The following is a 21,906-nucleotide window of genomic DNA, read 5'->3' on the forward strand; positions in this document are numbered from 1 at the left end:
TGTATAAAAAGTGTACTCAATACTACAAAGAGTTGCAAATATTATACACGACGACGTTTTGGTGGGCGGCAACCATTATGAGGAACTGGAGTTACGTCTTTGATAGCTGTAACTTCTAAACCAGCAGCTTGAAGTGCACGGATAGCAGCTTCACGGCCAGCACCAGGACCTTTAACAGTTACTTCTAAAGTTTTTAAACCATGTTCTAAAGATGCTTTAGCAGCAGTTTCAGCAGCCATTTGCGCAGCAAAAGGTGTAGATTTACGAGAACCTTTGAAACCTAGTGCACCTGCAGAAGACCAAGAAACAGCATTACCTTGCATATCAGTGATGGTTACAATTGTATTATTAAATGTAGAACGGATGTGTGCAATACCTGATTCGATATTTTTTTTCACACGACGTTTACGAGATTGTTGTTTACGTGCCATGTTAAGAAGAAACCTCCTTTACTTATTATTTTTTCTTGTTAGCTACAGTTTTACGAGGACCTTTACGCGTACGCGCATTGTTTTTAGAATTTTGTCCACGAACTGGTAAGCCACGACGGTGACGGATACCGCGGAATGAACCGATTTCCATTAGACGTTTAATGTTAAGTGAAATTTCTCGACGAAGATCACCTTCAACTTTGTATTTATCTAATTGTTCACGGATTTTGTTTAGTTCGTCTTCAGTTAAATCACGAACTCGAGTATCTTCAGAAACACCAGCGTCAGCAAGAACTTTCTTAGCTGTAGTGTTACCGATACCGTAAATGTATGTTAATGAAATTACAACGCGTTTTTCGCGTGGAATGTCAACACCAGCAATACGTGCCATATACGATGTGCACCTCCTTAAAATTATCCTTGTTTTTGTTTGTGTTTAGGATTTTCACAGATTACCATTACTTTACCGCGTCGGCGAATAACTTTACATTTTTCGCAGATCGGTTTCACAGATGGTCTCACTTTCATCTAACCTAACCTCCTTAGTGGTCCGGAGTGCAAAAGATTATTTAAAACGGTATGTGATACGACCGCGAGTTAAGTCATATGGAGATAACTCAATTGTTACCTTATCTCCAGGTAAGATGCGAATAAAGTGCATACGAATTTTGCCCGAAACATGAGCAAGAACTGAATGACCATTTTCTAATTCTACCTTAAACATCGCGTTTGGCAAAGTCTCAACAACTGTGCCTTCGATTTCAATTACATCGTCTTTCGCCATCGACCCTGTCTCCCTTCTATATGCTATTCAGGAATTATTGTCAAATTCTATCGGAATTTGCTGCAAGTTTTGCTTGTCGCCTCAAACATATTTTTGGATTGTATGAGAGATGTTCGAAAGACGCTCATCAGGCTTCGCTTCTCGATCCAAGATAATGTGCAAGGATAAACAATTTCTCACACGATCCCCGGCTACCTGGATGAGATCCTGCATACCCGTTCACACAGATACTTTTCCACGAAACCCATTATACCCTTTCAGAATAAAGATTGCATCAAGATAAAAGTACCAAGATACAAATTATTCATCTGGAATAGACAGGGTACAATATGCTTTTGCAGCTCTCGAAAATAACTTTCCGCTATGCTACCACATACTCTCGCGGTTGCAGACATGTGCGCCGTTCACGAGTATTAGTTGCGGTTGCCTTTTAATAGAGCATCAACATCAGCAAATACATCTTCGATATCTTGCTGACCATTAATGTTAGTTAAAACATTTTTATTGCTATAAAAATCAAGTAATGGTTGAGATTGCTTGATATTTACTTCCAGACGGTTATTAACCGTTTCCGGATTATCGTCTGCTCTTTGATAAAGTTCTCCTCCATCTTTATCACATTTTCCTTCCTCTTTAGGAGGATTGAAAACTAAATGATAAGAAGAGCCACATACTTTACAGATACGACGACCTGTTAAACGTTTAATCAATTCTTCTTGCTCTACTTCAATGTTTATTACGTACTCTACTTTTTTGCCTAGATCTGATAGAATTCCATCTAACGCTTCAGCTTGAGCAGTAGTTCGTGGGAAACCATCTAGTAAGAATCCTTGATTACAATCAGGTTGGCTTAAACGTTCGCGAACAATACCAATCGTTACTTCGTCAGGCACTAGAGCACCTTGATCCATAAACGATTTAGCTTTAAGCCCTAATTCCGTACCGTTTTTAATTGCTGCACGGAACATATCGCCTGTAGAAATATGAGGGATGTCGTACTTCTCAACAATTTTGTCTGCTTGAGTACCTTTACCAGCACCAGGCAAACCCATTAAAACGATATTCATACGGTGTGCCCCCAAATATTAGTATGATGGTTTTTAGGAACGAAAACCGTTCCAAAAAACCAACCTTTATTTCATGAAGCCTTTGTAGTGCCGTTTTACAAGTTGTGATTCTAATTGTTTCATCGTTTCTAGTGCAACACTAACTACGATTAGCAAACTAGTACCGCCAATTTGTGCAGAAGATGGTAGATTCGCAATATTGATAAACAAGATTGGTAGAACCGCCACTACTGACAAGAAAATAGCACCTGCAAATGTTAAGCGATATAAAACAGATGTTAAATAATCTTGAGTGCTTTTACCTGGACGAATACCTGGAATATATGCACCTTGCTTTTTCAGATTATCAGCAACTTTTTCTGGATTTACTTGAACAAACGCATAGAAGTAAGTAAACGCTACAATTAACGCTACATAGATGATCATCCCAATAGGTTGAGAATAATCGAACGTTCTTTCGATAAATCGAGTAATATTGTTATCTTCAAAGAAAGTAGCAATCGTTCTTGGTGTTACTAAAAATGCAACAGCAAAGATTACTGGAATAACCCCGGCAGAGTTAACTTTCAAAGGAAGATGAGATTGTTGTGCTCCACGTTGCGCACCAGAGCCTTTAGCATATTGAATTGGAATTTTACGATTTGCTTGTTGGAAGTAAATAACACCAACTACAATAGCAAGTGCTGCTAATACAATCACTACAAGAGTAATAATGTTGATAAACAATTGTTCACCAGCATTTTCAAACTGTTGAGCATAAATTTGGTTCACTGTATTTGGTAATGCAGCAACGATACCTGCGAAGATAATAACGGAAATACCATTTCCTACACCTTTATCTGTAATCTGTTCACCTAACCAAAGTAAAAATGCTGTACCTGCAGTTAACACGATTGCAATTGTAAGATACGTCATTACTCCTTCTTCTTTAATCAATGAACCGCCGTACATACGGTTAAAACCGTAAGACATAGCGATTGATTGAATAAAAGCAAGGATTATTGCAAAGTATCGAGTAAATTGGGCGATTTTACGTCGACCAACTTCACCTTGTTTAGACCACTCAGTGAACCTTTTTACAACATCCATTTGTAATAGTTGAACAATGATTGAAGCAGTAATGTAAGGCATAATCCCCATCGCAAAAATAGAGAAGTTCTTAAGAGCTCCACCGCCAAAAGTATTCAAGAAACCAACCAAACTATATTGATCAGTTTGTTGTAATACTTGAGCATCTACATTTGGTACCGGAATAAATGATCCTATACGGAAAATCACCAACATCAAAAGGGTGAAAATGATTTTATTTCTAATATCTCTCACACGCATAAAGTTAGCGATTGTTCGGAACATTAGATCACCTCAATGTTTCCGCCGGCATTTTCAATTGCTTCTTTTGCAGACGCAGAGAATTTATGAGCTTTTACTGAAAGCTTTTTATCAAGAGAACCATTTCCAAGAACTTTGATACCTGCTTTTTCATTACCCACTACACCAGTTTCTACAAGTAAAGCTGGTGTAATTTCTGTGCCTTCTTCAAAACGATTTAACACGTCAAGGTTTACGATAGCGTATTCTTTGCGGTTAATGTTTGTAAATCCACGTTTTGGTAAACGACGGAATAAAGGGTTTTGACCACCTTCAAATCCAGGACGAACACCGCCGCCTGAACGTGAATTTTGACCTTTATGACCTCTACCAGAAGTTTTACCGTTACCAGTCGCAATACCACGACCTACACGGTTACGTTCTTTACGTGAACCAGTAGCTGGTTCTAACTCATGAAGTTTCATTAGATGGCACCTCCTTGTTAATAGATTTTAAATTATTTTTCAGTAACTGTTACTAAATGAGCAACTTTATTGATCGCACCGCGAATTGCCACATTATCAGCATGTTCAACAGTTTGATTTAATTTACGTAAACCTAATGCTTCAATAGTTTTACGTTGCGCTGGTTTAGCACCAATTATACTTTTAGTGAGGGTAATTTCTAGTTTGTTTGACATATTATTTCCCTCCCTTAACCTAATAATTCTTCTACTGTTTTACCACGAAGTTTTGCAACTTGTTCGGCTTGTTTTAGTTCAGATAAACCTTTAATAGTTGCACGCACCATGTTGATTGGTGTGTTTGAACCTAAAGATTTAGAAAGAATATCAGAAATACCAGCAAGTTCTAGTACGGCACGTACTGGACCACCAGCGATAACACCTGTACCAGGAGCAGCAGGTTTAATCATGATATGGCCTGCACCAAAGTTTCCGATTACTAAGTGTGGTGTAGTACCACCTACACGTGGAACTTCGATTAGGTTTTTCTTTGCATCTTCAACAGCTTTGCGAATAGCATCAGGTACTTCTTGAGCTTTACCAGTACCAAAACCAACATGGCCATTACGATCTCCAACTACAACTAATGCAGTGAAGCGGAAACGACGTCCACCTTTTACAACTTTAGCAACGCGGTTGATTGTAACAACGCGTTCTTCAAGTTCTAGTTTGTTTGCGTCAATATTAAGACCCATGAAAAGTGTACCTCCTTCTTATTAAAATTCCAAACCGTTTTCGCGAGCAGCATCAGCTAAAGCTTTTACGCGTCCATGATATAAGTAACCACCACGGTCAAATACGATTGCTTTAATATTTTTTTCTACAGCACGTTTAGCGATTGTTTCACCAATTTTTATAGCAGCTTCCACATTGCTTGCAGTACCTTCAAAATCTTTATCCATAGTTGAAGCTGAAGCAAGTGTTACGCCTTGAGTATCGTCGATGATTTGAGCGTAAATGTGTTTATTTGAGCGGTATACATTTAAACGAGGACGTTGTGTAGTACCAGTAATTTTAGCACGTACGCGAGCATGACGTTTTTTACGAACTTGATTTTTATCTTGTTTCGTAATCACAAAGGGTCACTCCTTTCTAATGCTTATGCAGCATTATTTACCTGTTTTACCTTCTTTACGACGAACGTGTTCGCCTTCGTAACGAATCCCTTTACCTTTATAAGGTTCTGGAGGACGTACGTCACGGATGTTTGAAGCTAGAGCTCCAACTTTTTCCTTTGAAATACCTTTAACAATAACTTTAGTGTTAGAAGGTACTTCAACTTCTAAACCATCTTCTGGTGTGAATTCAACTGGATGAGAGTAACCAACGTTCAATACAAGTTTTTTACCTTGTAATTGAGCACGATAACCAACCCCAACAAGTTCTAATGATTTAGCGAATCCTTCAGAAACACCTGTTACCATGTTAGCAAGTAAAGCACGAGTTGTACCGTGGTTTGTTTTGTGTTCTTTAGATTCAGAAGGACGAGTTAAAGTAATAACATTACCTTCTTGTTCGATTTTAATATCTTTGTTAAAAGCACGAACTAATTCGCCTTTTGGTCCTTTTACAGTTGCTACGTTATCAGCATCAATTGTAACTGTAACACCTGCAGGCACCTCGATCGGTTTTTTACCTATACGAGACATTAATGTTGCACCTCCATTCTTTTGTTGCTAATTACCAAACGTATGCTAGAACTTCGCCGCCAACTTTTTTAGCGCGAGCTTCTTTATCAGTTAATAAACCTTGTGAAGTAGATACTAAAGCGATACCTAGACCGTTCAATACTTTAGGCACTTCATTAGTTTTAGCGTAAACACGTAAACCTGGTTTAGAAATACGTTTTAAACCTGTAATAACGCGTTCGTTATTTTGACCGTATTTTAAGAAGATACGGATAATACCTTGTTTGTCATCTTCAACATATTCAACGTCACGAATGAAACCTTCACGCTTAAGAATTTCAGCGATTTCTTTTTTGATATTAGAAGCTGGAAGCTCTAATTTTTCGTGACGGACCATGTTAGCATTACGAATGCGTGTAAGCATATCTGCAATTGGATCTGTCATAGTCATTACAATTTACCTCCTTCCCAAATTAGGGGATTACCAGCTGGCTTTTTTAACGCCAGGAATTTGTCCCTTGTAAGCAAGTTCACGGAAACAAATACGGCAAAGTTTAAATTTACGATATACAGAGTGTGGACGACCACAGCGTTCACAACGAGTATATTCTTGAACTTTAAACTTAGAGCCACGTTGTTGTTTAATGATCATTGATTTTTTAGCCACGTTCTTAGCCTCCCTATATTATTTTTGGAATGGCATACCGAATTGTGTTAACAACTCGCGAGCTTCTTCATCTGAGTTCGCAGTAGTAACGATAACGATATCCATACCGCGTACTTTTGAAACTTTATCATAGTCGATTTCAGGGAAGATTAATTGTTCTTTCACACCAAGTGTGTAGTTACCGCGACCATCAAATGCTTTTTTAGAAACACCGTGGAAGTCACGTACACGAGGAAGTGAAATTGAAATTAATTTATCCAAGAAGTCATACATACGTTCACCACGTAGTGTAACTTTTGCACCGATTGGCATACCTTCACGAAGACGGAAGCCAGCGATAGATTTCTTAGCTTTAGTAACAACTGGTTTTTGACCAGTAATTAATGTAAGTTCTTCAACAGCAGCGTCAAGAACTTTTGAGTTTTGAACTGCGTCACCAACACCCATGTTGACAACGATTTTTTCAACTTTTGGTACTTGCATAGTTGAAGTATAACCAAATTTACTCATAAGAGATTTAGAAACTTCGTTTACATACTTTTCTTTTAGGCGGTTCATGTTTGTACCTCCCTTCTAATTTAAACTTATTTATCGATAACTGTACCTGATTTTTTTGCTACACGAACTTTTTTGCCATTTTCTTCTTTAAAACCTACGCGAGTCGGCTCGCCAGATTTAGGATCGATAAGCATTACGTTCGATACGTGAATTGCTGCCTCTTGGCTGACAATTCCTCCTTGTGGATTAAGTTGGTTAGGTTTTACATGTTTTTTAACGATGTTAACACCTTCAACTAAAACACGGTCTTTTTTAGGGAAAGCTGCAAGGATTACTCCTGTTTTGCCTTTATCTTTTCCTGTAATAACCATTACTTTGTCGCCTTTTTTAACGTGCATTCTGTCGCACCTCCTTGATTGGCACTTTCATGTAATTAAAGAACTTCCGGAGCTAATGAAACGATTTTCATGAAACTGTTGTCACGTAACTCACGTGCAACTGGTCCGAAAATACGTGTTCCGCGTGGTGATTTATCATCTTTAATGATTACACATGCGTTTTCATCAAATTTGATGTAAGTACCGTCTTTACGACGAACACCGCTTTTTGTACGAACGATAACAGCTTTAACTACTTCGCCCTTCTTGACAACGCCACCTGGTGTTGCTTTCTTTACTGTACAAACGATCACATCACCAATGTTAGCTGTTTTACGACCAGAACCACCAAGAACTTTAATAGTTAGAACTTCTTTCGCACCTGAGTTGTCGGCAACTTTCAAACGACTTTCTTGTTGAATCACTTAGGTTACCTCCCTTCGGACTATGAATTCCGAAATATATTAGATAATAACCGCTTTTTCTACAACTTCAACTAAACGGAAACGTTTAGTAGCTGATAGCGGACGAGTTTCCATAATGCGTACGATATCTCCAACTTTTGCTGTGTTGTTTTCATCATGCGCTTTGAACTTTTTAGAGTATTTTACACGTTTACCATAAAGCGAATGCTTTTTGTAAGTTTCAACTAAAACAGTGACTGTTTTGTCCATTTTATCTGAAACTACGCGGCCTGTGTAAACTTTGCGTTGGTTACGCTCAGTCATGCTTGCAAACCTCCTCTTTATCAGTTATTTGCACTGATTTCTCTTTCGCGAATCACAGTTTTCATTCGCGCGATCGCTTTTCGTACTTCACGAATGCGAGCTGTGTTTTCTAATTGACCAGTCGCCAATTGGAAGCGAAGGTTAAAAAGCTCTTCTTTCAGTGATTTTACTTTAACTTCGATTTCTGCAGTTGTAAGTTCACGGATTTCATTAGCTTTCATTAGATTCACCACCAATTTCTTCACGTTTAACAATCTTACATTTAACAGGCAATTTATGTGATGCTAAACGAAGTGCTTCACGAGCAATCTCTTCTGAAACGCCACCGATTTCAAACATAATTCTACCTGGTTTAACTACGGCTACCCAACCTTCAGGAGCACCTTTCCCGGAACCCATACGTACTTCAAGAGGCTTTTTAGTGTATGGTTTGTGAGGGAAAATTTTAATCCAAACTTTACCGCCACGTTTTGTATAACGAGTCATAGCAATACGAGCAGCTTCGATTTGACGGTTAGTAATCCAACTAGCTTCTAGTGATTGTAAACCATATTCACCGAATACAACTTCTGTACCGCCTTTAGCTTCACCACGCATTTTGCCACGGTGTACACGACGGTATTTAACGCGTTTTGGCAATAACATATTATTTGCCTCCTTCCTCAGAGTTCTTCTTAACTGGAAGGACTTCACCGCGATAGATCCATACTTTAACACCTAATTTACCATAAGTTGTGTCAGCTTCTGCATGAGCATAATCAATGTCAGCACGAAGAGTATGAAGCGGAACAGTTCCTTCGCTGTAGTGTTCAGCACGAGCGATATCAGCGCCACCAAGACGGCCAGATACCTGAGTTTTAATACCTTGAGCACCTGCACGAATTGTACGTTGAATTGCTTGTTTTTGTGCACGACGGAATGATACACGGTTTTCTAATTGGCGAGCAATGTTTTCAGCTACCAATTTTGCATCAAGATCAGCACGTTTGATTTCAACGATATTGATGTGTACGCGTTTGCCAGTCATTTCGTTAAGGCTTTTACGAAGTGATTCAACTTCAGTACCGCCTTTACCGATAACCATACCTGGTTTCGCAGTGCTAATTGTAATGTTTACTTTATTTGCAGCACGTTCGATTTCAACTTTAGAAACCGATGCTTCTTTTAAACTAGTTTCGATGAATTTACGAACTTTAATGTCTTCGTGAAGTAATGTAGCATAGTCTTTTTCTGCGTACCATCTAGATTCCCAGTCACGAATGACACCGACACGTAATCCTATTGGATGTACTTTTTGTCCCACGTATTATCCCTCCTTCTTCTCAGATACCACTAATGTAATGTGGCTTGTACGTTTATTAATTGCGCTTGCACGTCCTTGAGCACGTGGACGGAAACGTTTCAACGTTGGACCTTCGTCAACGAATACTTCTGAAATTACTAAATTGTTAACGTCTAAATCATAATTGTGTTCAGCGTTAGCAACTGCAGATTTTAGCACTTTTTCAACAACAGGAGATGCTGCTTTTGGAGTGTGACGTAAAATCGCAACTGCTTCGCCAACTTGCTTGCCTCGGATTAAATCAACTACTAAGCGGACTTTACGAGGAGCAATTCGAACTGTGCGAGCAATAGCTTTAGCTTGTTGCATCAGGATTTACCTCCCCTCAAATTAGCGTACTGAAGTTTTCTTATCATCTGCACCATGACCTTTGAAAGTACGAGTTGGTGCAAATTCGCCTAGTTTATGACCTACCATATCTTCAGTCACGTATACTGGAACGTGTTTACGTCCATCATATACAGCGATTGTTTGACCGATAAAGTTCGGGAAGATTGTAGAGCGGCGAGACCAAGTTTTGATCACTTGTTTTTTTTCTGAATCTTGTTGAACTTCCACTTTTTTCATTAAGTGTTCATCAACAAAAGGTCCTTTTTTCAAGCTACGACCCATTTTGGAACCTCCCTCCGTGATTCCACCACGGTTCGACCATTGAACCGTAGTTTAATCACTTTATTTTTTACGACGACGAATGATAAGTTTGTCGGATTTGTTTCTCTTGTTACGAGTTTTGTAGCCAAGAGCTGGTTTACCCCAAGGAGTCATTGGTGATTTACGTCCTACTGGAGCTTTACCTTCACCACCACCATGTGGGTGATCGTTAGGGTTCATTACAGAACCACGTACAGTTGGGCGTTTACCTAACCAACGAGTACGTCCAGCTTTACCAATGTGGATAAGTTCGTGTTGTTCATTACCAACTTCACCGATTGTAGCACGGCAAGCGCCAAGAATCATACGAACTTCGCCAGATTGTAGACGAACGATTACGTATTTATCTTCTTTACCTAGAATTTGAGCAGATGTACCAGCAGAACGTACTAGTTGACCACCTTTACCAGGTTTCATTTCAATATTGTGGATTGTTGTACCCATTGGGATGTTTGATAATGGTAGGGCGTTACCTACTTTAATATCAACATCTGGACCAGATACAATTGTCATTCCAACTACTAGACCTTTTGGTGCTAGGATATAACGTTTTTCACCATCAGCATAGTTAATTAATGCGATGTTTGCAGATCGGTTTGGATCATACTCGATAGTAGCAACGCGTCCTGGAATGCCATCTTTCAAACGTTTGAAATCGATGACACGGTATTGACGTTTGTGGCCACCACCATTATGACGAACAGTGATTTTACCTTGGTTGTTACGACCAGCTTTGCGTTTTGTAGATTCTAACAATGATTTTTCAGGTTTGTTAGTAGTAATCTCAGCAAAGTCAGATGACGTCATGTTACGACGACCATTTGAGGTAGGCTTATACTTTTTAATCGCCATTTGTGTTCCCTCCTTCTTTATTGTTCACATTGAACGATATTACATTTCGAATAATTCAATTTCGCCTTCAGCTAATTTTACGATAGCTTTACGACGTTTGTTTGTATAGCCACCGAAGCGACCAACGCGTTTGTATTTACCTTTGTAGTTCATGATGTTGACTTTTTCAACTTTCACGCCAAAGATTTCTTCAACAGCGTCTTTAACTTCTGTTTTGTTGGCACGAGTGTCAACTTCAAAAGTATATTTGTTTTCTGCCATTTGTTCTGAAGAACGCTCAGTAATGACAGGACGTTTAAGTACTTCACGTGCTTCCATTAACCAAGCACCTCCTCAACTTTTTGTACAGCAGCTTGAGTAAATACAACTTTATCATGACCTACAAGATCAAGAACGTTGATACCAGCAGCTGTTAGAACTGTTACTCCAGGGATGTTACGAGCAGATAATGCTACGTTTTCATCTAGGTCAGCAGTTACAAATAATGCTTTAGATCCGATAGAAAGATCAGTAAGAACTTTTACGAAATCTTTTGTTTTTGGTGCATCTAATTTTAGAGCATCTAAAACTACGAAGTTTGTTTCAGCAACTTTTGATGATAATGCTGATTTAAGTGCTAAGCGACGAACTTTTTTAGGAAGTTTGTAGCTGTAGCTACGAGGTGTAGGACCGAATACGATACCACCGCCACGCCATTGTGGAGAACGGATAGAACCTTGACGAGCACGACCTGTACCTTTTTGACGCCATGGTTTACGACCACCACCAGAAACTTCTGAGCGGTTTTTAACTTTGTGTGTACCTTGACGTAGTGAAGCGCGTTGAGCGATTACAGCGTCAAATAATACTGATTGATTTGGTTCAATTCCGAAGATCGCATCGTTTAATTCGATTTCGCCAACAGAAGAACCTGTTTGACTAAGTACGTTTACTTTTGTCATTCCTGTTTCCTCCTTTCTTCGGAAAATTAGTTAGCTTTAATAGCAGATTTAACTGTTACTAATGATTTACGAGAACCAGGAACATTACCTTTAACAAGTAGCAAGTTACGTTCTGCATCAACTTTAACAATTGTTAAGTTTTGGATTGTAACTGTATTTCCACCCATTTGACCAGGTAATTTTTTTTGTTTAAATACGCGGTTCGGAGCAACTGGACCCATTGAACCTGGACGACGGTGGTAACGAGAACCGTGAGCCATTGGTCCACGAGATTGTCCGTGGCGTTTAATTACACCTTGGAAACCTTTACCTTTTGTAACTCCTGTTACATCTACTACATCGCCTTCTGCGAAAATTTCAACTTTGACTTCTTGACCAATCTCGTACTCAGCTAAGTTTACATCGCGAATTTCACGAATGAAGCGCTTAGGAGTAGTGTTTGCTTTAGCTACATGTCCTTTTTCAGGTTTGTTTGAAAGCTTTTCGCGTTTATCATCGAAACCGATTTGGATTGCTTCGTAGCCATCTGTTTCAGCTGTTTTCTTTTGAAGTACTACGTTTGGAGCAGCTTCAATAACAGTAACAGGGATCAAATCACCATTCTCAGCAAAAACTTGCGTCATACCGATTTTTCTACCTAAGATTCCTTTGGTCATTCGTCACACCTCCTGTGAATTTTTGAATATATTTTTTACCATTATAGTTTGATTTCGATATCAACGCCTGATGGTAAATCTAATTTCATTAACGCATCAACAGTTTGTGGTGTTGGGTTAACGATATCAATTAGACGTTTATGTGTACGCATTTCGAATTGTTCACGAGAATCTTTATACTTGTGAACCGCACGAAGAATAGTGTAAACACTTTTTTCAGTTGGAAGTGGTATCGGACCTGATACACTTGCACCTGAACGTTTAGCAGTTTCCACAATTTTTTCTGCGGATTGATCAAGAATTCTGTGATCATATGCTTTTAAACGAATACGAATCTTTTGCTTTGCCATTATTTTCCCTCCTTTTCGCCTATTCCCTAGACATTCTCCACGGAAATTTCCCACACACGCGCCATGGCAATGCGGCCGGGTGTGCCGGCAACCTCCCGCTTCATCGCAGTCAAAGACCAACATTTAATATTATACACGCGATTTCACGATTTGGCAAGTGATTTCATTAAATTCTTTATGTTTGTTGGAATATTATCAAACGCATTTTCATACTACTTTTTTTCACGTCTCCAAGTATATAAAAAATAATCGTCTTTGACAATTATTTTGAATTTATTTTTCACATGAATATATTTCAATTAATTGAGATTCAAAGCTGATTCATCATATTTTCTACCAAGAGTTTAAATTAATAATTACTATAACTATTTGTTTTACTATAACTAATAATAGTATTAAACCTTTACCATCTTACATAGTAATATATTAATTACAGTAAAAAAAGAACCATCCCGTGTGCACTCGGGATGGTTCTATAAAACGTATGATCTTTTTAATTACTAAAATTATTTAGTGATTGAAGATACAACGCCAGCGCCTACAGTACGGCCACCTTCGCGGATTGAGAATTTAGTACCTTCTTCAATAGCGATTGGGTGAATAAGTTCTACGTTCATTTCAGTGTTGTCACCAGGCATTACCATTTCTACGCCTTCTGGTAGAGTGATTACGCCAGTAACATCAGTTGTACGGAAGTAGAATTGTGGACGGTAGTTAGAGAAGAATGGAGTATGACGGCCACCTTCTTCTTTTGATAATACATAAACTTCAGTTTTGAAAGTTGTATGTGGAGTGATTGTACCTGGTTTAGCTAGTACTTGTCCACGTTGGATATCTTCACGTGCAACACCACGAAGTAAAGCACCGATGTTATCGCCAGCTTCAGCATAGTCTAATAGTTTACGGAACATTTCAACACCAGTTACAGTTGTTTGTTTAGTTTCTTCAGCGATACCAACGATATCAACAACGTCACCAACTTTTAATTGACCGCGTTCTACACGACCAGTTGCAACAGTACCACGACCAGTAATAGAGAATACGTCTTCGACTGGCATCATGAATGGTTTATCAGTTTGACGTTCTGGAGTTGGGATGTAGCTATCTACAGCGTCCATTAATTCAACGATTTTTTCTTCCCATTCTGGTTCGCCTTCAAGAGCTTTAAGAGCAGAACCTTTGATTACAGGAACATCGTCGCCTGGGAAATCGTATTCAGATAGTAAGTCACGAACTTCCATTTCTACTAATTCAAGTAATTCTTCGTCATCTACCATATCGCATTTGTTTAAGAATACAACTAAGTAAGGAACACCTACTTGACGAGATAATAGGATGTGTTCACGAGTTTGTGGCATTGGGCCATCAGCAGCAGATACTACTAAGATACCGCCATCCATTTGAGCAGCACCAGTGATCATGTTTTTAACATAGTCAGCGTGTCCTGGGCAGTCAACGTGAGCATAGTGACGTGTTTCAGTTTCATATTCAATGTGAGAAGTATTGATTGTGATACCGCGTTCTTTTTCTTCAGGAGCGTTATCAATTTGATCGTATGATTTAGCTTCCCCACCCATTTTTTTAGAAAGAACTGTAGCGATAGCAGCTGTTAAAGTAGTTTTACCATGGTCAACGTGTCCGATTGTACCAATGTTAGCATGTGTTTTAGAACGGTCGAATTTTTCTTTAGCCATTTTAAAATTGCCTCCTTAGGGTTTTAAGTTTTAGTTTATAGTCATGCACCTTTAAGGAGTAGGGCCCTACCCCATAAGATGACATAGCTTACATGTTATTTATACTTGATAACTAGGCAAAATTCAATTAAAAAATGTATTTTTAATTATTCACCTTTGTTTTGTTTAATGATCTCTTCACCAATTGATTTTGGTACTTCTTCATAATGGTCAAATACCATTGAGAATACACCGCGACCTTGAGTAGCTGAACGTAAAGTTGTTGCATAACCAAACATTTCAGCAAGTGGAACCATTGCACGAACAACTTGAGCGTTACCGCGAGCTTCCATACCTTCTACACGACCACGGCGAGAAGTGATGTTACCCATAATATCACCAAGGTATTCTTCTGGCATTACAACTTCTACTTTCATAATAGGTTCTAAAAGAACTGGGTTACATTTAGAAACTGCGTTTTTAAGAGCCATTGAAGCAGCTACTTTGAATGCCATTTCGTTTGAATCGACATCATGGTATGAACCATCGAATAATTTCGCTTTGATATCGATTAATGGGAATCCTGCAAGGACACCATTTTGTAAAGAGTCACGAAGACCTGCTTCTACAGCTGGAATGTATTCACGAGGAACTACACCACCAACGATAGCGTTTTGGAATTCAAAACCTTTACCTTCTTCGTTTGGTTCGAATTCGATCCAAACGTGACCGTATTGACCACGACCACCTGATTGACGTACGAATTTACCTTCAACTTGAGCACCAGTGCGGAAAGTTTCACGGTAAGATACTTGAGGAGCACCAACGTTACACTCTACTTTGAATTCACGTTTCATACGGTCAACAATGATATCTAGGTGAAGTTCACCCATACCAGAGATGATTGTTTGGCCAGTTTCTTGGTCTGTATGCGCACGGAATGTTGGATCTTCTTCTTGTAGTTTTTGTAAAGCTTGTCCCATTTTATCTTGGTCAGCTTTAGACTTTGGTTCTACAGAAAGTGAGATAACTGGTTCAGGGAATTCCATTGATTCAAGAATAACTAGGTTTTTCTCATCACATAGAGTATCACCTGTAGTAGTATCTTTAAGACCTACAGCAGCTGCGATATCCCCAGCGTATACACGATCAATTTCTGCACGGTGGTTAGCGTGCATTTGTAGAATACGACCTACACGTTCACGTTTACCTTTTGTTGAGTTTTGTACATATGAACCTGACTCTAAAATACCAGAGTAAACACGGAAGAATGTAAGTTTACCAACATAAGGGTCAGTCATAACTTTAAATGCTAGAGCTGCAAATGGTTCTTCATCTGAAGAATGACGTACGATTTCTTCATCTCCATCAACTGAAGTACCTTTAATTGATTCAACGTCTGTTGGAGCAGGTAGGTAATCAATAACTGCATCAAGCATTAATTGAACACCTTTGTTTTTGAAAGCTGTACCACATGTTACTGGGTAGAATTCAACACTTAAAGTTGCTTTACGGATAGCTGCTTTAAGTTCTTCTTTAGTAATTTCTTCACCAGCGAAGTATTTTTCCATTAAATCTTCATCAAGCTCTGCAACTGCTTCAATCAATTTTTCATGGTATTCATCAGCTTGTGCTTTATATTCTTCTGGAATTTCACGAACTTCAGCGTTTGAACCATCATCGCCTTCTTTGTAGAATGTAGCGTTCATTTCTACAAGGTCAATGATTGCATTAAATTCATCTTCAGCACCGATTGGCAATTGGATTGGATGAGCATTAGCTTCTAAACGATCATGTAATGTTTTTACAGAATATAAGAAGTCAGCACCGATTTTATCCATTTTGTTGATGAATACAATACGAGGTACGCCGTACGTTGTAGCTTGACGCCATACTGTTTCAGTTTGTGGTTCTACACCTGATTGAGCATCAAGTACGGTTACAGCACCATCTAGTACACGAAGAGAACGTTCTACTTCAACAGTGAAGTCTACGTGTCCTGGTGTATCGATAATGTTAACTCGGTGACCTTTCCATTGAGCTGTTGTAGCAGCAGAAGTGATAGTGATACCACGTTCTTGTTCTTGCTCCATCCAGTCCATTTGAGAAGCACCTTCGTGAGTTTCACCGATTTTGTGAATCTTACCAGTGTAATAAAGGATACGCTCAGTTGTTGTTGTTTTACCAGCATCAATGTGAGCCATGATTCCGATATTACGAGTATTCTCAAGGGAGAACTCTCTAGTCATGCGGTCTTTCTCCTTCCATATTGGATTAAGATTAATATGTGATTACCAACGGTAGTGAGCGAATGCTTTGTTCGCTTCTGCCATTTTGTGCATATCTTCGCGTTTTTTAACTGATGCACCAGTGTTGTTAGAAGCATCTAGAATTTCATTTGCTAGACGTTCTTCCATTGTTTTTTCACCACGAAGACGAGAGTAGTTTACTAGGTAACGAAGACCAAGAGTAGTACGACGATCTGGACGTACTTCAACTGGCACTTGATAGTTAGCACCACCTACACGGCGAGCACGAACTTCAAGAACTGGCATTACATTGTTTAATGCAGCTTCAAATACTTCTAATGGATCTTTACCTGAGCGTTCTTTTACTAATTCGAAAGCTCCGTATAAGATTTTTTGAGAAGTACCTCTTTTACCATCTACCATCATTTTATTAATTAAACGAGTTACTAGTTTTGAATTATAAATTGGATCTGGTAACACGTCACGTTTGGAAACAGGACCTTTACGAGGCATTTGTTTTCCTCCTTTCAGCATAAAGCTTATTTACATTATTTTTTTTCTTTTGGTTTTTTTGCACCATATAGAGAACGAGATTGCATACGGCCATTTACTGCAGCTGTATCTAATGCGCCACGTACGACATGGTAACGTACCCCTGGTAAGTCTTTTACACGACCGCCACGAATAAGAACAACACTGTGTTCTTGTAGGTTATGGCCTTCACCAGGAATGTAAGCATTAACCTCGATTTGGTTTGTTAAACGTACACGAGCGTATTTACGTAACGCTGAGTTTGGTTTTTTTGGAGTCATTGTACCAACACGTGTACAAACACCACGTTTTTGTGGAGAGTTAACATCAGTCAATGATTTAGCAAAGCTGTTGTAACTTTTGTTTAACGCTGGTGATTTTGATTTTTTACTTTTGGATTGACGAGGCTTACGTACTAATTGGTTAATTGTAGGCATCGATTTTTCCTCCCTTCATTACATATCTTTAAATCCACACATCCAGGTGGTTCATTTTAAGGCAAAAACAAAGTTTTTGCGTGATCATCGCAAAAACTACTAATCAGTAATCGCACTTACTGCAGCACCTACATGAATTCCGCAGGCTCTACCAAGTTCTCTTTTCGAGTCTACAAATACAACGGGAATACCATTTTCTTGTGCTAATTGCACCGCATGCGTGGTCATTCGAACGTCTGCATCTAGAGCAACGAAAACTTCGGTAACATGACCAGTTTGTAATGCTTTTACTGTTTGTTTCATACCAATGATTGTTTTTTTAGCCTGTTTGACTTTTTCATAAGACATTTTCATATCCTCCGAAATGATAGACAATCAACTATCAACCTAAAATATAGTATCACCCATTAACAAACTTGTCAATGAATAATATTAAAATACCAAGGAGAAGAATGATCTCCCCCTTGGATTTTATTTATAAGTTATTCGGCAGCAATTGTTTCTTCTGCTTTTTCTACACCACTTTCAGCCATTTTAATTTGGCGATAGCGTTGCATACCTGTACCAGCAGGAACTAGCTTACCTAAGATAACATTTTCTTTAAGACCTAGTAATTCATCACGTTTACCTTTGATTGCAGCATCTGTTAACACACGAGTTGTTTCTTGGAATGATGCAGCAGATAAGAATGATTCTGTTTCAAGAGAAGCTTTTGTAATACCAAGAATAACCGGGCGACAAGTTGCAGGGATTTTCCCTTCATGCACAGCTTCAGCGTTAGCTTCAGAGAATTGGTGAATATCAAGTAATGTACCTGGAAGTAATTCTGTTTCACCAGCTTCGATAACACGAACTTTACGAAGCATTTGGCGAACCATTACTTCTACGTGTTTATCTCCGATTTCTACCCCTTGCATACGATATACCTTTTGAACTTCTTTTAGAAGATATTCTTCTACTGTTGAAACATCTGTTACTTTTAATAATTCTTTTGGATCAATAGAACCTTCTGTAAGAATTTGACCGTGTTTAACTTGATCATTTAATTGTACTTTTAATCGAGCATTGTACGGAGCCAAATATTTACGAGTTTCAACTGCACCTTGAATTGTAATTTCTTTTTGTCCTTCACGAACTTCATCAATATCCGTCACGATACCTGCAATTTCAGTAATTACTGCTTGACCTTTAGGGTTACGTGATTCGAAAATTTCTTGGATACGTGGAAGACCTTGAGTGATGTCGGCACCCGCTACCCCACCTTGGTGGAATGTACGCATTGTTAATTGAGTACCTGGTTCACCGATAGATTGAGCAGCGATAATACCAACTGCTTCACCTACTTCAACCTTATCACCTGTTGCCAAGTTCATGCCGTAACATTTTTTACATACACCATGTTTAGTGTTACATGTGAACGCTGAGCGGATTGTAACTTCTTCAATTTCAGCTTCTACGATTTGTCGAGCAAGCTCTTGAGTAATTAATTGGTCTTTCGCAACAATTACTTCGTTTGTTTCTGGATGACGAATTGTTTTCTTCGCATAACGGCCGATAACACGTTCTTCTAGTGTTTCAATGATTTCTGTTCCTTCTTTAATAGAAGTAATTGCTAAACCACGGTCAGTACCGCAATCATCTTCACGGACAATTACATCTTGTGCAACGTCAACTAGACGACGAGTAAGGTAACCTGAATCGGCTGTTTTAAGCGCTGTATCGGCAAGACCTTTACGAGCACCGTGAGTAGAGATGAAGTATTCCAATACTGTTAAACCTTCACGGAAGGAAGATTTGATTGGAAGTTCGATAATACGACCAGCTGGGTTGGCCATCAGACCACGCATACCGGCAAGTTGAGTAAAGTTAGATGCATTACCACGGGCACCAGAGTCACTCATCATAAAGATAGGGTTTTCTGCAGGTAGTGAGTCCATCAGTTTAGATTGGATTTCGTCTTTTGCAGCACTCCAGAATGAAATAACGCGATCATAACGTTCTTCTTCAGTAATTAAACCACGACGGAATTGTTTCATTACTTTATCTACTTGTTCTTGAGCATGGTGTAAAATTTCTTGTTTACCTGGTAATACGATGATATCTGAGATACCGATTGAAATACCAGCTTTTGTAGAATATTTGAAACCAAGGTCTTTAAGACGGTCAAGCATTTTAGATGTTTCAGTAATGTGATAACGAGCAAATACCTCAGCAATAACCTTACCTAGATATTTTTTCGTAAATGGTTTAATTATTTCTTGGGATGCAATATGTTCTTTAACTTTTTCTGTTGTTGAAACAAAATATTTATCTGGTGTACCATTTTGTAAATTATCAGATGTTGGTTCATTGATGTATGGGAAAGAATCATCAAGAATTTCATTGAAGATTACTTTACCTACCGTTGTAACCAATAATTTATTGTTTTGTTCTTCGGTAAATGTTTTGTTATTTAAAGATGAAGCTTTGATTGCGATACGAGAATGCAAGTGAACTTCATGATTTTCATAAGCAATATTTAACTCTTCAGGACCATAGAAGATTGAACCTTCACCTACAGCACCTTGACGTTCAAGAGTTAAATAGTAGTTACCCAATACCATATCTTGAGAAGGTGTTACAACTGGTTTACCGTCTTTAGGGTTCAAAATGTTTTGAGCTGCAAGCATTAGTAAACGAGCTTCAGCTTGAGCTTCAGCTGAAAGTGGTACGTGAACAGCCATTTGGTCACCATCGAAGTCAGCGTTATATGCTGTACATACTAATGGATGAAGACGAATTGCTTTACCTTCAATTAAAGTTGGTTCAAATGCTTGAATACCAAGTCTGTGAAGAGTTGGTGCACGGTTAAGTAATACTGGATGTTCTTTCATGATTTCTTCAAGTACATCCCATATTTCTGGGTGCATACGTTCAATTTTGCGTTTTGCTGACTTGATGTTGTGTGCAAGACCGCGTTCCACAAGTTCTTTCATCACAAAAGGTTTAAACAATTCGATTGCCATTCCTTTTGGAAGACCACATTGGTACATTTTAAGTGATGGACCTACTACGATTACTGAACGGCCAGAATAGTCAACACGTTTACCAAGTAAGTTTTGACGGAAACGTCCTTGTTTACCCTTTAACATATGAGAAAGAGATTTTAATGGACGGTTACCAGGACCAGTAACCGGACGGCCACGTCGACCGTTATCAATTAAAGCGTCAACTGCTTCTTGAAGCATGCGTTTTTCGTTTTGAACGATAATTCCAGGAGCTCCTAAATCAAGAAGGCGTTTTAAACGATTATTACGGTTAATAACACGACGATATAAGTCATTTAAGTCAGATGTTGCGAAACGACCGCCATCAAGTTGTACCATAGGACGTAATTCTGGAGGAATTACAGGAAGTACATCTAAAATCATCCATTCAGGACGGTTACCTGAGTGACGGAATGATTCAACAACTTCTAAACGTTTAATAGCACGCGTGCGGCGTTGACCTTGTGCTGTTTTAAGTTCTTCTTTAAGTGCATCTGTTTCTTTATCAAGATCAATTTCTTGAAGTAATTGTTTGATAGCTTCTGCACCCATTGCTGCTTCAAAAGTTTTACCGTATTTTTCGCGATATGCACGATATTCTTTTTCAGAAAGTAATTGTTTTTTCTCAAGAGGAGTGTCTGCTGCGTCAATTACTACATAAGAAGCAAAGTAGATAACTTCTTCTAGTGCACGTGGTGACATGTCCAAAATAAGCCCCATACGACTTGGTATACCTTTAAAGTACCAAATATGAGTGACCGGAGCTGCTAATTCTATATGGCCCATACGTTCACGACGTACTTTTGCACGAGTTACTTCTACACCACAGCGATCACAAACTACACCTTTATAGCGTACGCGTTTGTATTTACCGCAATGACATTCCCAGTCCTTTGTAGGTCCGAAAATGCGTTCACAGAACAAACCGTCTTTTTCTGGTTTAAGTGTACGATAGTTAATAGTTTCTGGTTTTTTGACTTCTCCATAAGACCATGAGCGAATTTTATCAGGTGAAGCTAAACCAATTTTCATGTACTCAAAATTATTAACGTCTATCAAGGAGCCTACCTCCCTTTATTGTGAAGTCTTAAATGACTTTTCATTAGCTCGACGATTGATTTATTGATAAAAGGGATAAGGACAAGCCCAAAGCATTGGTCCTGCCCAACATCCCAAAATATTGTTTT

Annotated in this window: 33 protein-coding genes; all 33 read right to left on the bottom strand. The window is 38.7% G+C overall.

Annotation, left to right across the window (positions count from 1 at the left end):
* Positions 1 to 41: 41 nt before the first annotated feature.
* The 33 genes from rpsK to rpoC all read right to left on the bottom strand — a co-directional run bounded on the left by rpsK (position 42) and on the right by rpoC (position 21,778).
* Positions 42 to 431, bottom strand: a complete 390-nt coding sequence (rpsK, locus tag ACWV26_RS19195) for a 30S ribosomal protein S11 (RefSeq protein ID WP_455896258.1) — start codon at positions 429 to 431, stop codon at positions 42 to 44.
* Between the two features lie 25 nt (positions 432 to 456).
* Complete coding sequence (rpsM, locus tag ACWV26_RS19200) at positions 457 to 822, bottom strand: 30S ribosomal protein S13 (protein WP_455896259.1); 366 nt, start codon at positions 820 to 822, stop codon at positions 457 to 459.
* Positions 823 to 845: 23 nt separating this feature from the next.
* Positions 846 to 959 (bottom strand): 50S ribosomal protein L36, encoded by a 114-nt coding sequence (gene rpmJ, locus ACWV26_RS19205; protein WP_000868344.1) that lies wholly within the window; start codon positions 957 to 959, stop codon positions 846 to 848.
* Positions 960 to 996: 37 nt separating this feature from the next.
* Positions 997 to 1,215 (bottom strand): translation initiation factor IF-1, encoded by a 219-nt coding sequence (infA, locus tag ACWV26_RS19210; RefSeq protein ID WP_455896260.1) that lies wholly within the window; start codon positions 1,213 to 1,215, stop codon positions 997 to 999.
* Between the two features lie 413 nt (positions 1,216 to 1,628).
* Positions 1,629 to 2,282: an adenylate kinase gene (locus ACWV26_RS19215; RefSeq protein WP_455896261.1), complete on the bottom strand. Its 654-nt coding sequence runs from the start codon at positions 2,280 to 2,282 to the stop codon at positions 1,629 to 1,631.
* A 66-nt stretch (positions 2,283 to 2,348) separates the two neighbouring features.
* Entirely contained in the window at positions 2,349 to 3,635 is a 1,287-nt protein-coding gene (secY, locus tag ACWV26_RS19220; protein WP_455896262.1) for a preprotein translocase subunit SecY, read from the bottom strand.
* Positions 3,635 to 4,075, bottom strand: a complete 441-nt coding sequence (rplO, locus tag ACWV26_RS19225) for a 50S ribosomal protein L15 (RefSeq protein ID WP_455896263.1) — start codon at positions 4,073 to 4,075, stop codon at positions 3,635 to 3,637. The genes secY and rplO overlap by 1 nt, the downstream gene beginning before the upstream one ends.
* A gap of 32 nt (positions 4,076 to 4,107) precedes the next feature.
* Positions 4,108 to 4,290, bottom strand: a complete 183-nt coding sequence (gene rpmD, locus ACWV26_RS19230) for a 50S ribosomal protein L30 (RefSeq protein ID WP_455896264.1) — start codon at positions 4,288 to 4,290, stop codon at positions 4,108 to 4,110.
* A 14-nt stretch (positions 4,291 to 4,304) separates the two neighbouring features.
* Positions 4,305 to 4,808 carry a 30S ribosomal protein S5 gene (rpsE, locus tag ACWV26_RS19235; RefSeq protein WP_455896265.1) on the bottom strand — a complete coding sequence of 168 codons (504 nt, stop codon included), beginning with the start codon at positions 4,806 to 4,808 and terminating at the stop codon, positions 4,305 to 4,307.
* Between the two features lie 21 nt (positions 4,809 to 4,829).
* Positions 4,830 to 5,189 carry a 50S ribosomal protein L18 gene (gene rplR / locus ACWV26_RS19240; RefSeq protein WP_455896266.1) on the bottom strand — a complete coding sequence of 120 codons (360 nt, stop codon included), beginning with the start codon at positions 5,187 to 5,189 and terminating at the stop codon, positions 4,830 to 4,832.
* Between the two features lie 33 nt (positions 5,190 to 5,222).
* The gene (gene rplF, locus ACWV26_RS19245; RefSeq protein ID WP_455896267.1) at positions 5,223 to 5,762 is read right to left on the bottom strand and encodes a 50S ribosomal protein L6; all 540 of its coding nucleotides are present in this window, start codon (positions 5,760 to 5,762) and stop codon (positions 5,223 to 5,225) included.
* Between the two features lie 31 nt (positions 5,763 to 5,793).
* Positions 5,794 to 6,192 (bottom strand): 30S ribosomal protein S8, encoded by a 399-nt coding sequence (rpsH, locus tag ACWV26_RS19250; RefSeq protein ID WP_102693556.1) that lies wholly within the window; start codon positions 6,190 to 6,192, stop codon positions 5,794 to 5,796.
* 30 nt (positions 6,193 to 6,222) lie between these two features.
* A complete protein-coding gene (locus tag ACWV26_RS19255) occupies positions 6,223 to 6,408 on the bottom strand; it encodes a type Z 30S ribosomal protein S14 (RefSeq protein WP_068450148.1) in 186 nt (61 codons plus the stop codon).
* Between the two features lie 18 nt (positions 6,409 to 6,426).
* Complete coding sequence (gene rplE, locus ACWV26_RS19260) at positions 6,427 to 6,966, bottom strand: 50S ribosomal protein L5 (protein WP_455896268.1); 540 nt, start codon at positions 6,964 to 6,966, stop codon at positions 6,427 to 6,429.
* Between the two features lie 26 nt (positions 6,967 to 6,992).
* Positions 6,993 to 7,304, bottom strand: a complete 312-nt coding sequence (rplX, locus tag ACWV26_RS19265; RefSeq protein WP_455896269.1) for a 50S ribosomal protein L24 — start codon at positions 7,302 to 7,304, stop codon at positions 6,993 to 6,995.
* Positions 7,305 to 7,339: 35 nt separating this feature from the next.
* Positions 7,340 to 7,708 carry a 50S ribosomal protein L14 gene (gene rplN / locus ACWV26_RS19270; protein WP_397536571.1) on the bottom strand — a complete coding sequence of 123 codons (369 nt, stop codon included), beginning with the start codon at positions 7,706 to 7,708 and terminating at the stop codon, positions 7,340 to 7,342.
* A 39-nt stretch (positions 7,709 to 7,747) separates the two neighbouring features.
* Complete coding sequence (gene rpsQ / locus ACWV26_RS19275) at positions 7,748 to 8,011, bottom strand: 30S ribosomal protein S17 (protein ID WP_455896270.1); 264 nt, start codon at positions 8,009 to 8,011, stop codon at positions 7,748 to 7,750.
* Positions 8,012 to 8,031: 20 nt separating this feature from the next.
* Complete coding sequence (gene rpmC / locus ACWV26_RS19280) at positions 8,032 to 8,232, bottom strand: 50S ribosomal protein L29 (RefSeq protein WP_066790908.1); 201 nt, start codon at positions 8,230 to 8,232, stop codon at positions 8,032 to 8,034.
* The gene (gene rplP / locus ACWV26_RS19285) at positions 8,222 to 8,656 is read right to left on the bottom strand and encodes a 50S ribosomal protein L16 (RefSeq protein ID WP_455896271.1); all 435 of its coding nucleotides are present in this window, start codon (positions 8,654 to 8,656) and stop codon (positions 8,222 to 8,224) included. The genes rpmC and rplP overlap by 11 nt, the downstream gene beginning before the upstream one ends.
* Before the next feature lies 1 nt (position 8,657).
* On the bottom strand, positions 8,658 to 9,314 hold the full coding sequence (gene rpsC, locus ACWV26_RS19290) for a 30S ribosomal protein S3 (protein WP_455896272.1): 657 nt from the start codon (positions 9,312 to 9,314) through the stop codon (positions 8,658 to 8,660).
* 3 nt (positions 9,315 to 9,317) lie between these two features.
* Entirely contained in the window at positions 9,318 to 9,662 is a 345-nt protein-coding gene (gene rplV, locus ACWV26_RS19295) for a 50S ribosomal protein L22 (RefSeq protein ID WP_455896273.1), read from the bottom strand.
* Between the two features lie 21 nt (positions 9,663 to 9,683).
* Entirely contained in the window at positions 9,684 to 9,965 is a 282-nt protein-coding gene (rpsS, locus tag ACWV26_RS19300; RefSeq protein ID WP_455896274.1) for a 30S ribosomal protein S19, read from the bottom strand.
* Between the two features lie 60 nt (positions 9,966 to 10,025).
* Positions 10,026 to 10,856 carry a 50S ribosomal protein L2 gene (gene rplB / locus ACWV26_RS19305; RefSeq protein ID WP_455896275.1) on the bottom strand — a complete coding sequence of 277 codons (831 nt, stop codon included), beginning with the start codon at positions 10,854 to 10,856 and terminating at the stop codon, positions 10,026 to 10,028.
* Positions 10,857 to 10,895: 39 nt separating this feature from the next.
* On the bottom strand, positions 10,896 to 11,174 hold the full coding sequence (rplW, locus tag ACWV26_RS19310) for a 50S ribosomal protein L23 (protein WP_455896276.1): 279 nt from the start codon (positions 11,172 to 11,174) through the stop codon (positions 10,896 to 10,898).
* Positions 11,174 to 11,797, bottom strand: coding sequence for a 50S ribosomal protein L4 (gene rplD, locus ACWV26_RS19315; protein WP_455896277.1), 624 nt, complete (start codon positions 11,795 to 11,797; stop codon positions 11,174 to 11,176). Before rplD ends, rplW begins: the two co-directional genes overlap by 1 nt.
* 26 nt (positions 11,798 to 11,823) lie before the next feature.
* Entirely contained in the window at positions 11,824 to 12,453 is a 630-nt protein-coding gene (gene rplC, locus ACWV26_RS19320; protein WP_455896278.1) for a 50S ribosomal protein L3, read from the bottom strand.
* 41 nt (positions 12,454 to 12,494) lie between these two features.
* Complete coding sequence (rpsJ, locus tag ACWV26_RS19325; protein WP_004233624.1) at positions 12,495 to 12,803, bottom strand: 30S ribosomal protein S10; 309 nt, start codon at positions 12,801 to 12,803, stop codon at positions 12,495 to 12,497.
* 506 nt (positions 12,804 to 13,309) lie between these two features.
* Positions 13,310 to 14,497 (bottom strand): elongation factor Tu, encoded by a 1,188-nt coding sequence (gene tuf / locus ACWV26_RS19330; RefSeq protein WP_455896279.1) that lies wholly within the window; start codon positions 14,495 to 14,497, stop codon positions 13,310 to 13,312.
* Between the two features lie 146 nt (positions 14,498 to 14,643).
* Positions 14,644 to 16,725, bottom strand: a complete 2,082-nt coding sequence (gene fusA, locus ACWV26_RS19335) for an elongation factor G (protein WP_455896280.1) — start codon at positions 16,723 to 16,725, stop codon at positions 14,644 to 14,646.
* A gap of 42 nt (positions 16,726 to 16,767) precedes the next feature.
* Positions 16,768 to 17,238 (bottom strand): 30S ribosomal protein S7, encoded by a 471-nt coding sequence (gene rpsG, locus ACWV26_RS19340; protein ID WP_455896281.1) that lies wholly within the window; start codon positions 17,236 to 17,238, stop codon positions 16,768 to 16,770.
* A 35-nt stretch (positions 17,239 to 17,273) separates the two neighbouring features.
* Complete coding sequence (gene rpsL / locus ACWV26_RS19345; protein ID WP_102693539.1) at positions 17,274 to 17,693, bottom strand: 30S ribosomal protein S12; 420 nt, start codon at positions 17,691 to 17,693, stop codon at positions 17,274 to 17,276.
* Between the two features lie 99 nt (positions 17,694 to 17,792).
* A complete protein-coding gene (locus ACWV26_RS19350; protein WP_455896282.1) occupies positions 17,793 to 18,041 on the bottom strand; it encodes a 50S ribosomal protein L7ae-like protein in 249 nt (82 codons plus the stop codon).
* Positions 18,042 to 18,175: 134 nt separating this feature from the next.
* Positions 18,176 to 21,778, bottom strand: coding sequence for a DNA-directed RNA polymerase subunit beta' (gene rpoC, locus ACWV26_RS19355; protein WP_455896283.1), 3,603 nt, complete (start codon positions 21,776 to 21,778; stop codon positions 18,176 to 18,178).
* Positions 21,779 to 21,906 lie beyond the last annotated feature (128 nt).

The organism is Rummeliibacillus sp. JY-2-4R (assembly GCF_053847205.1).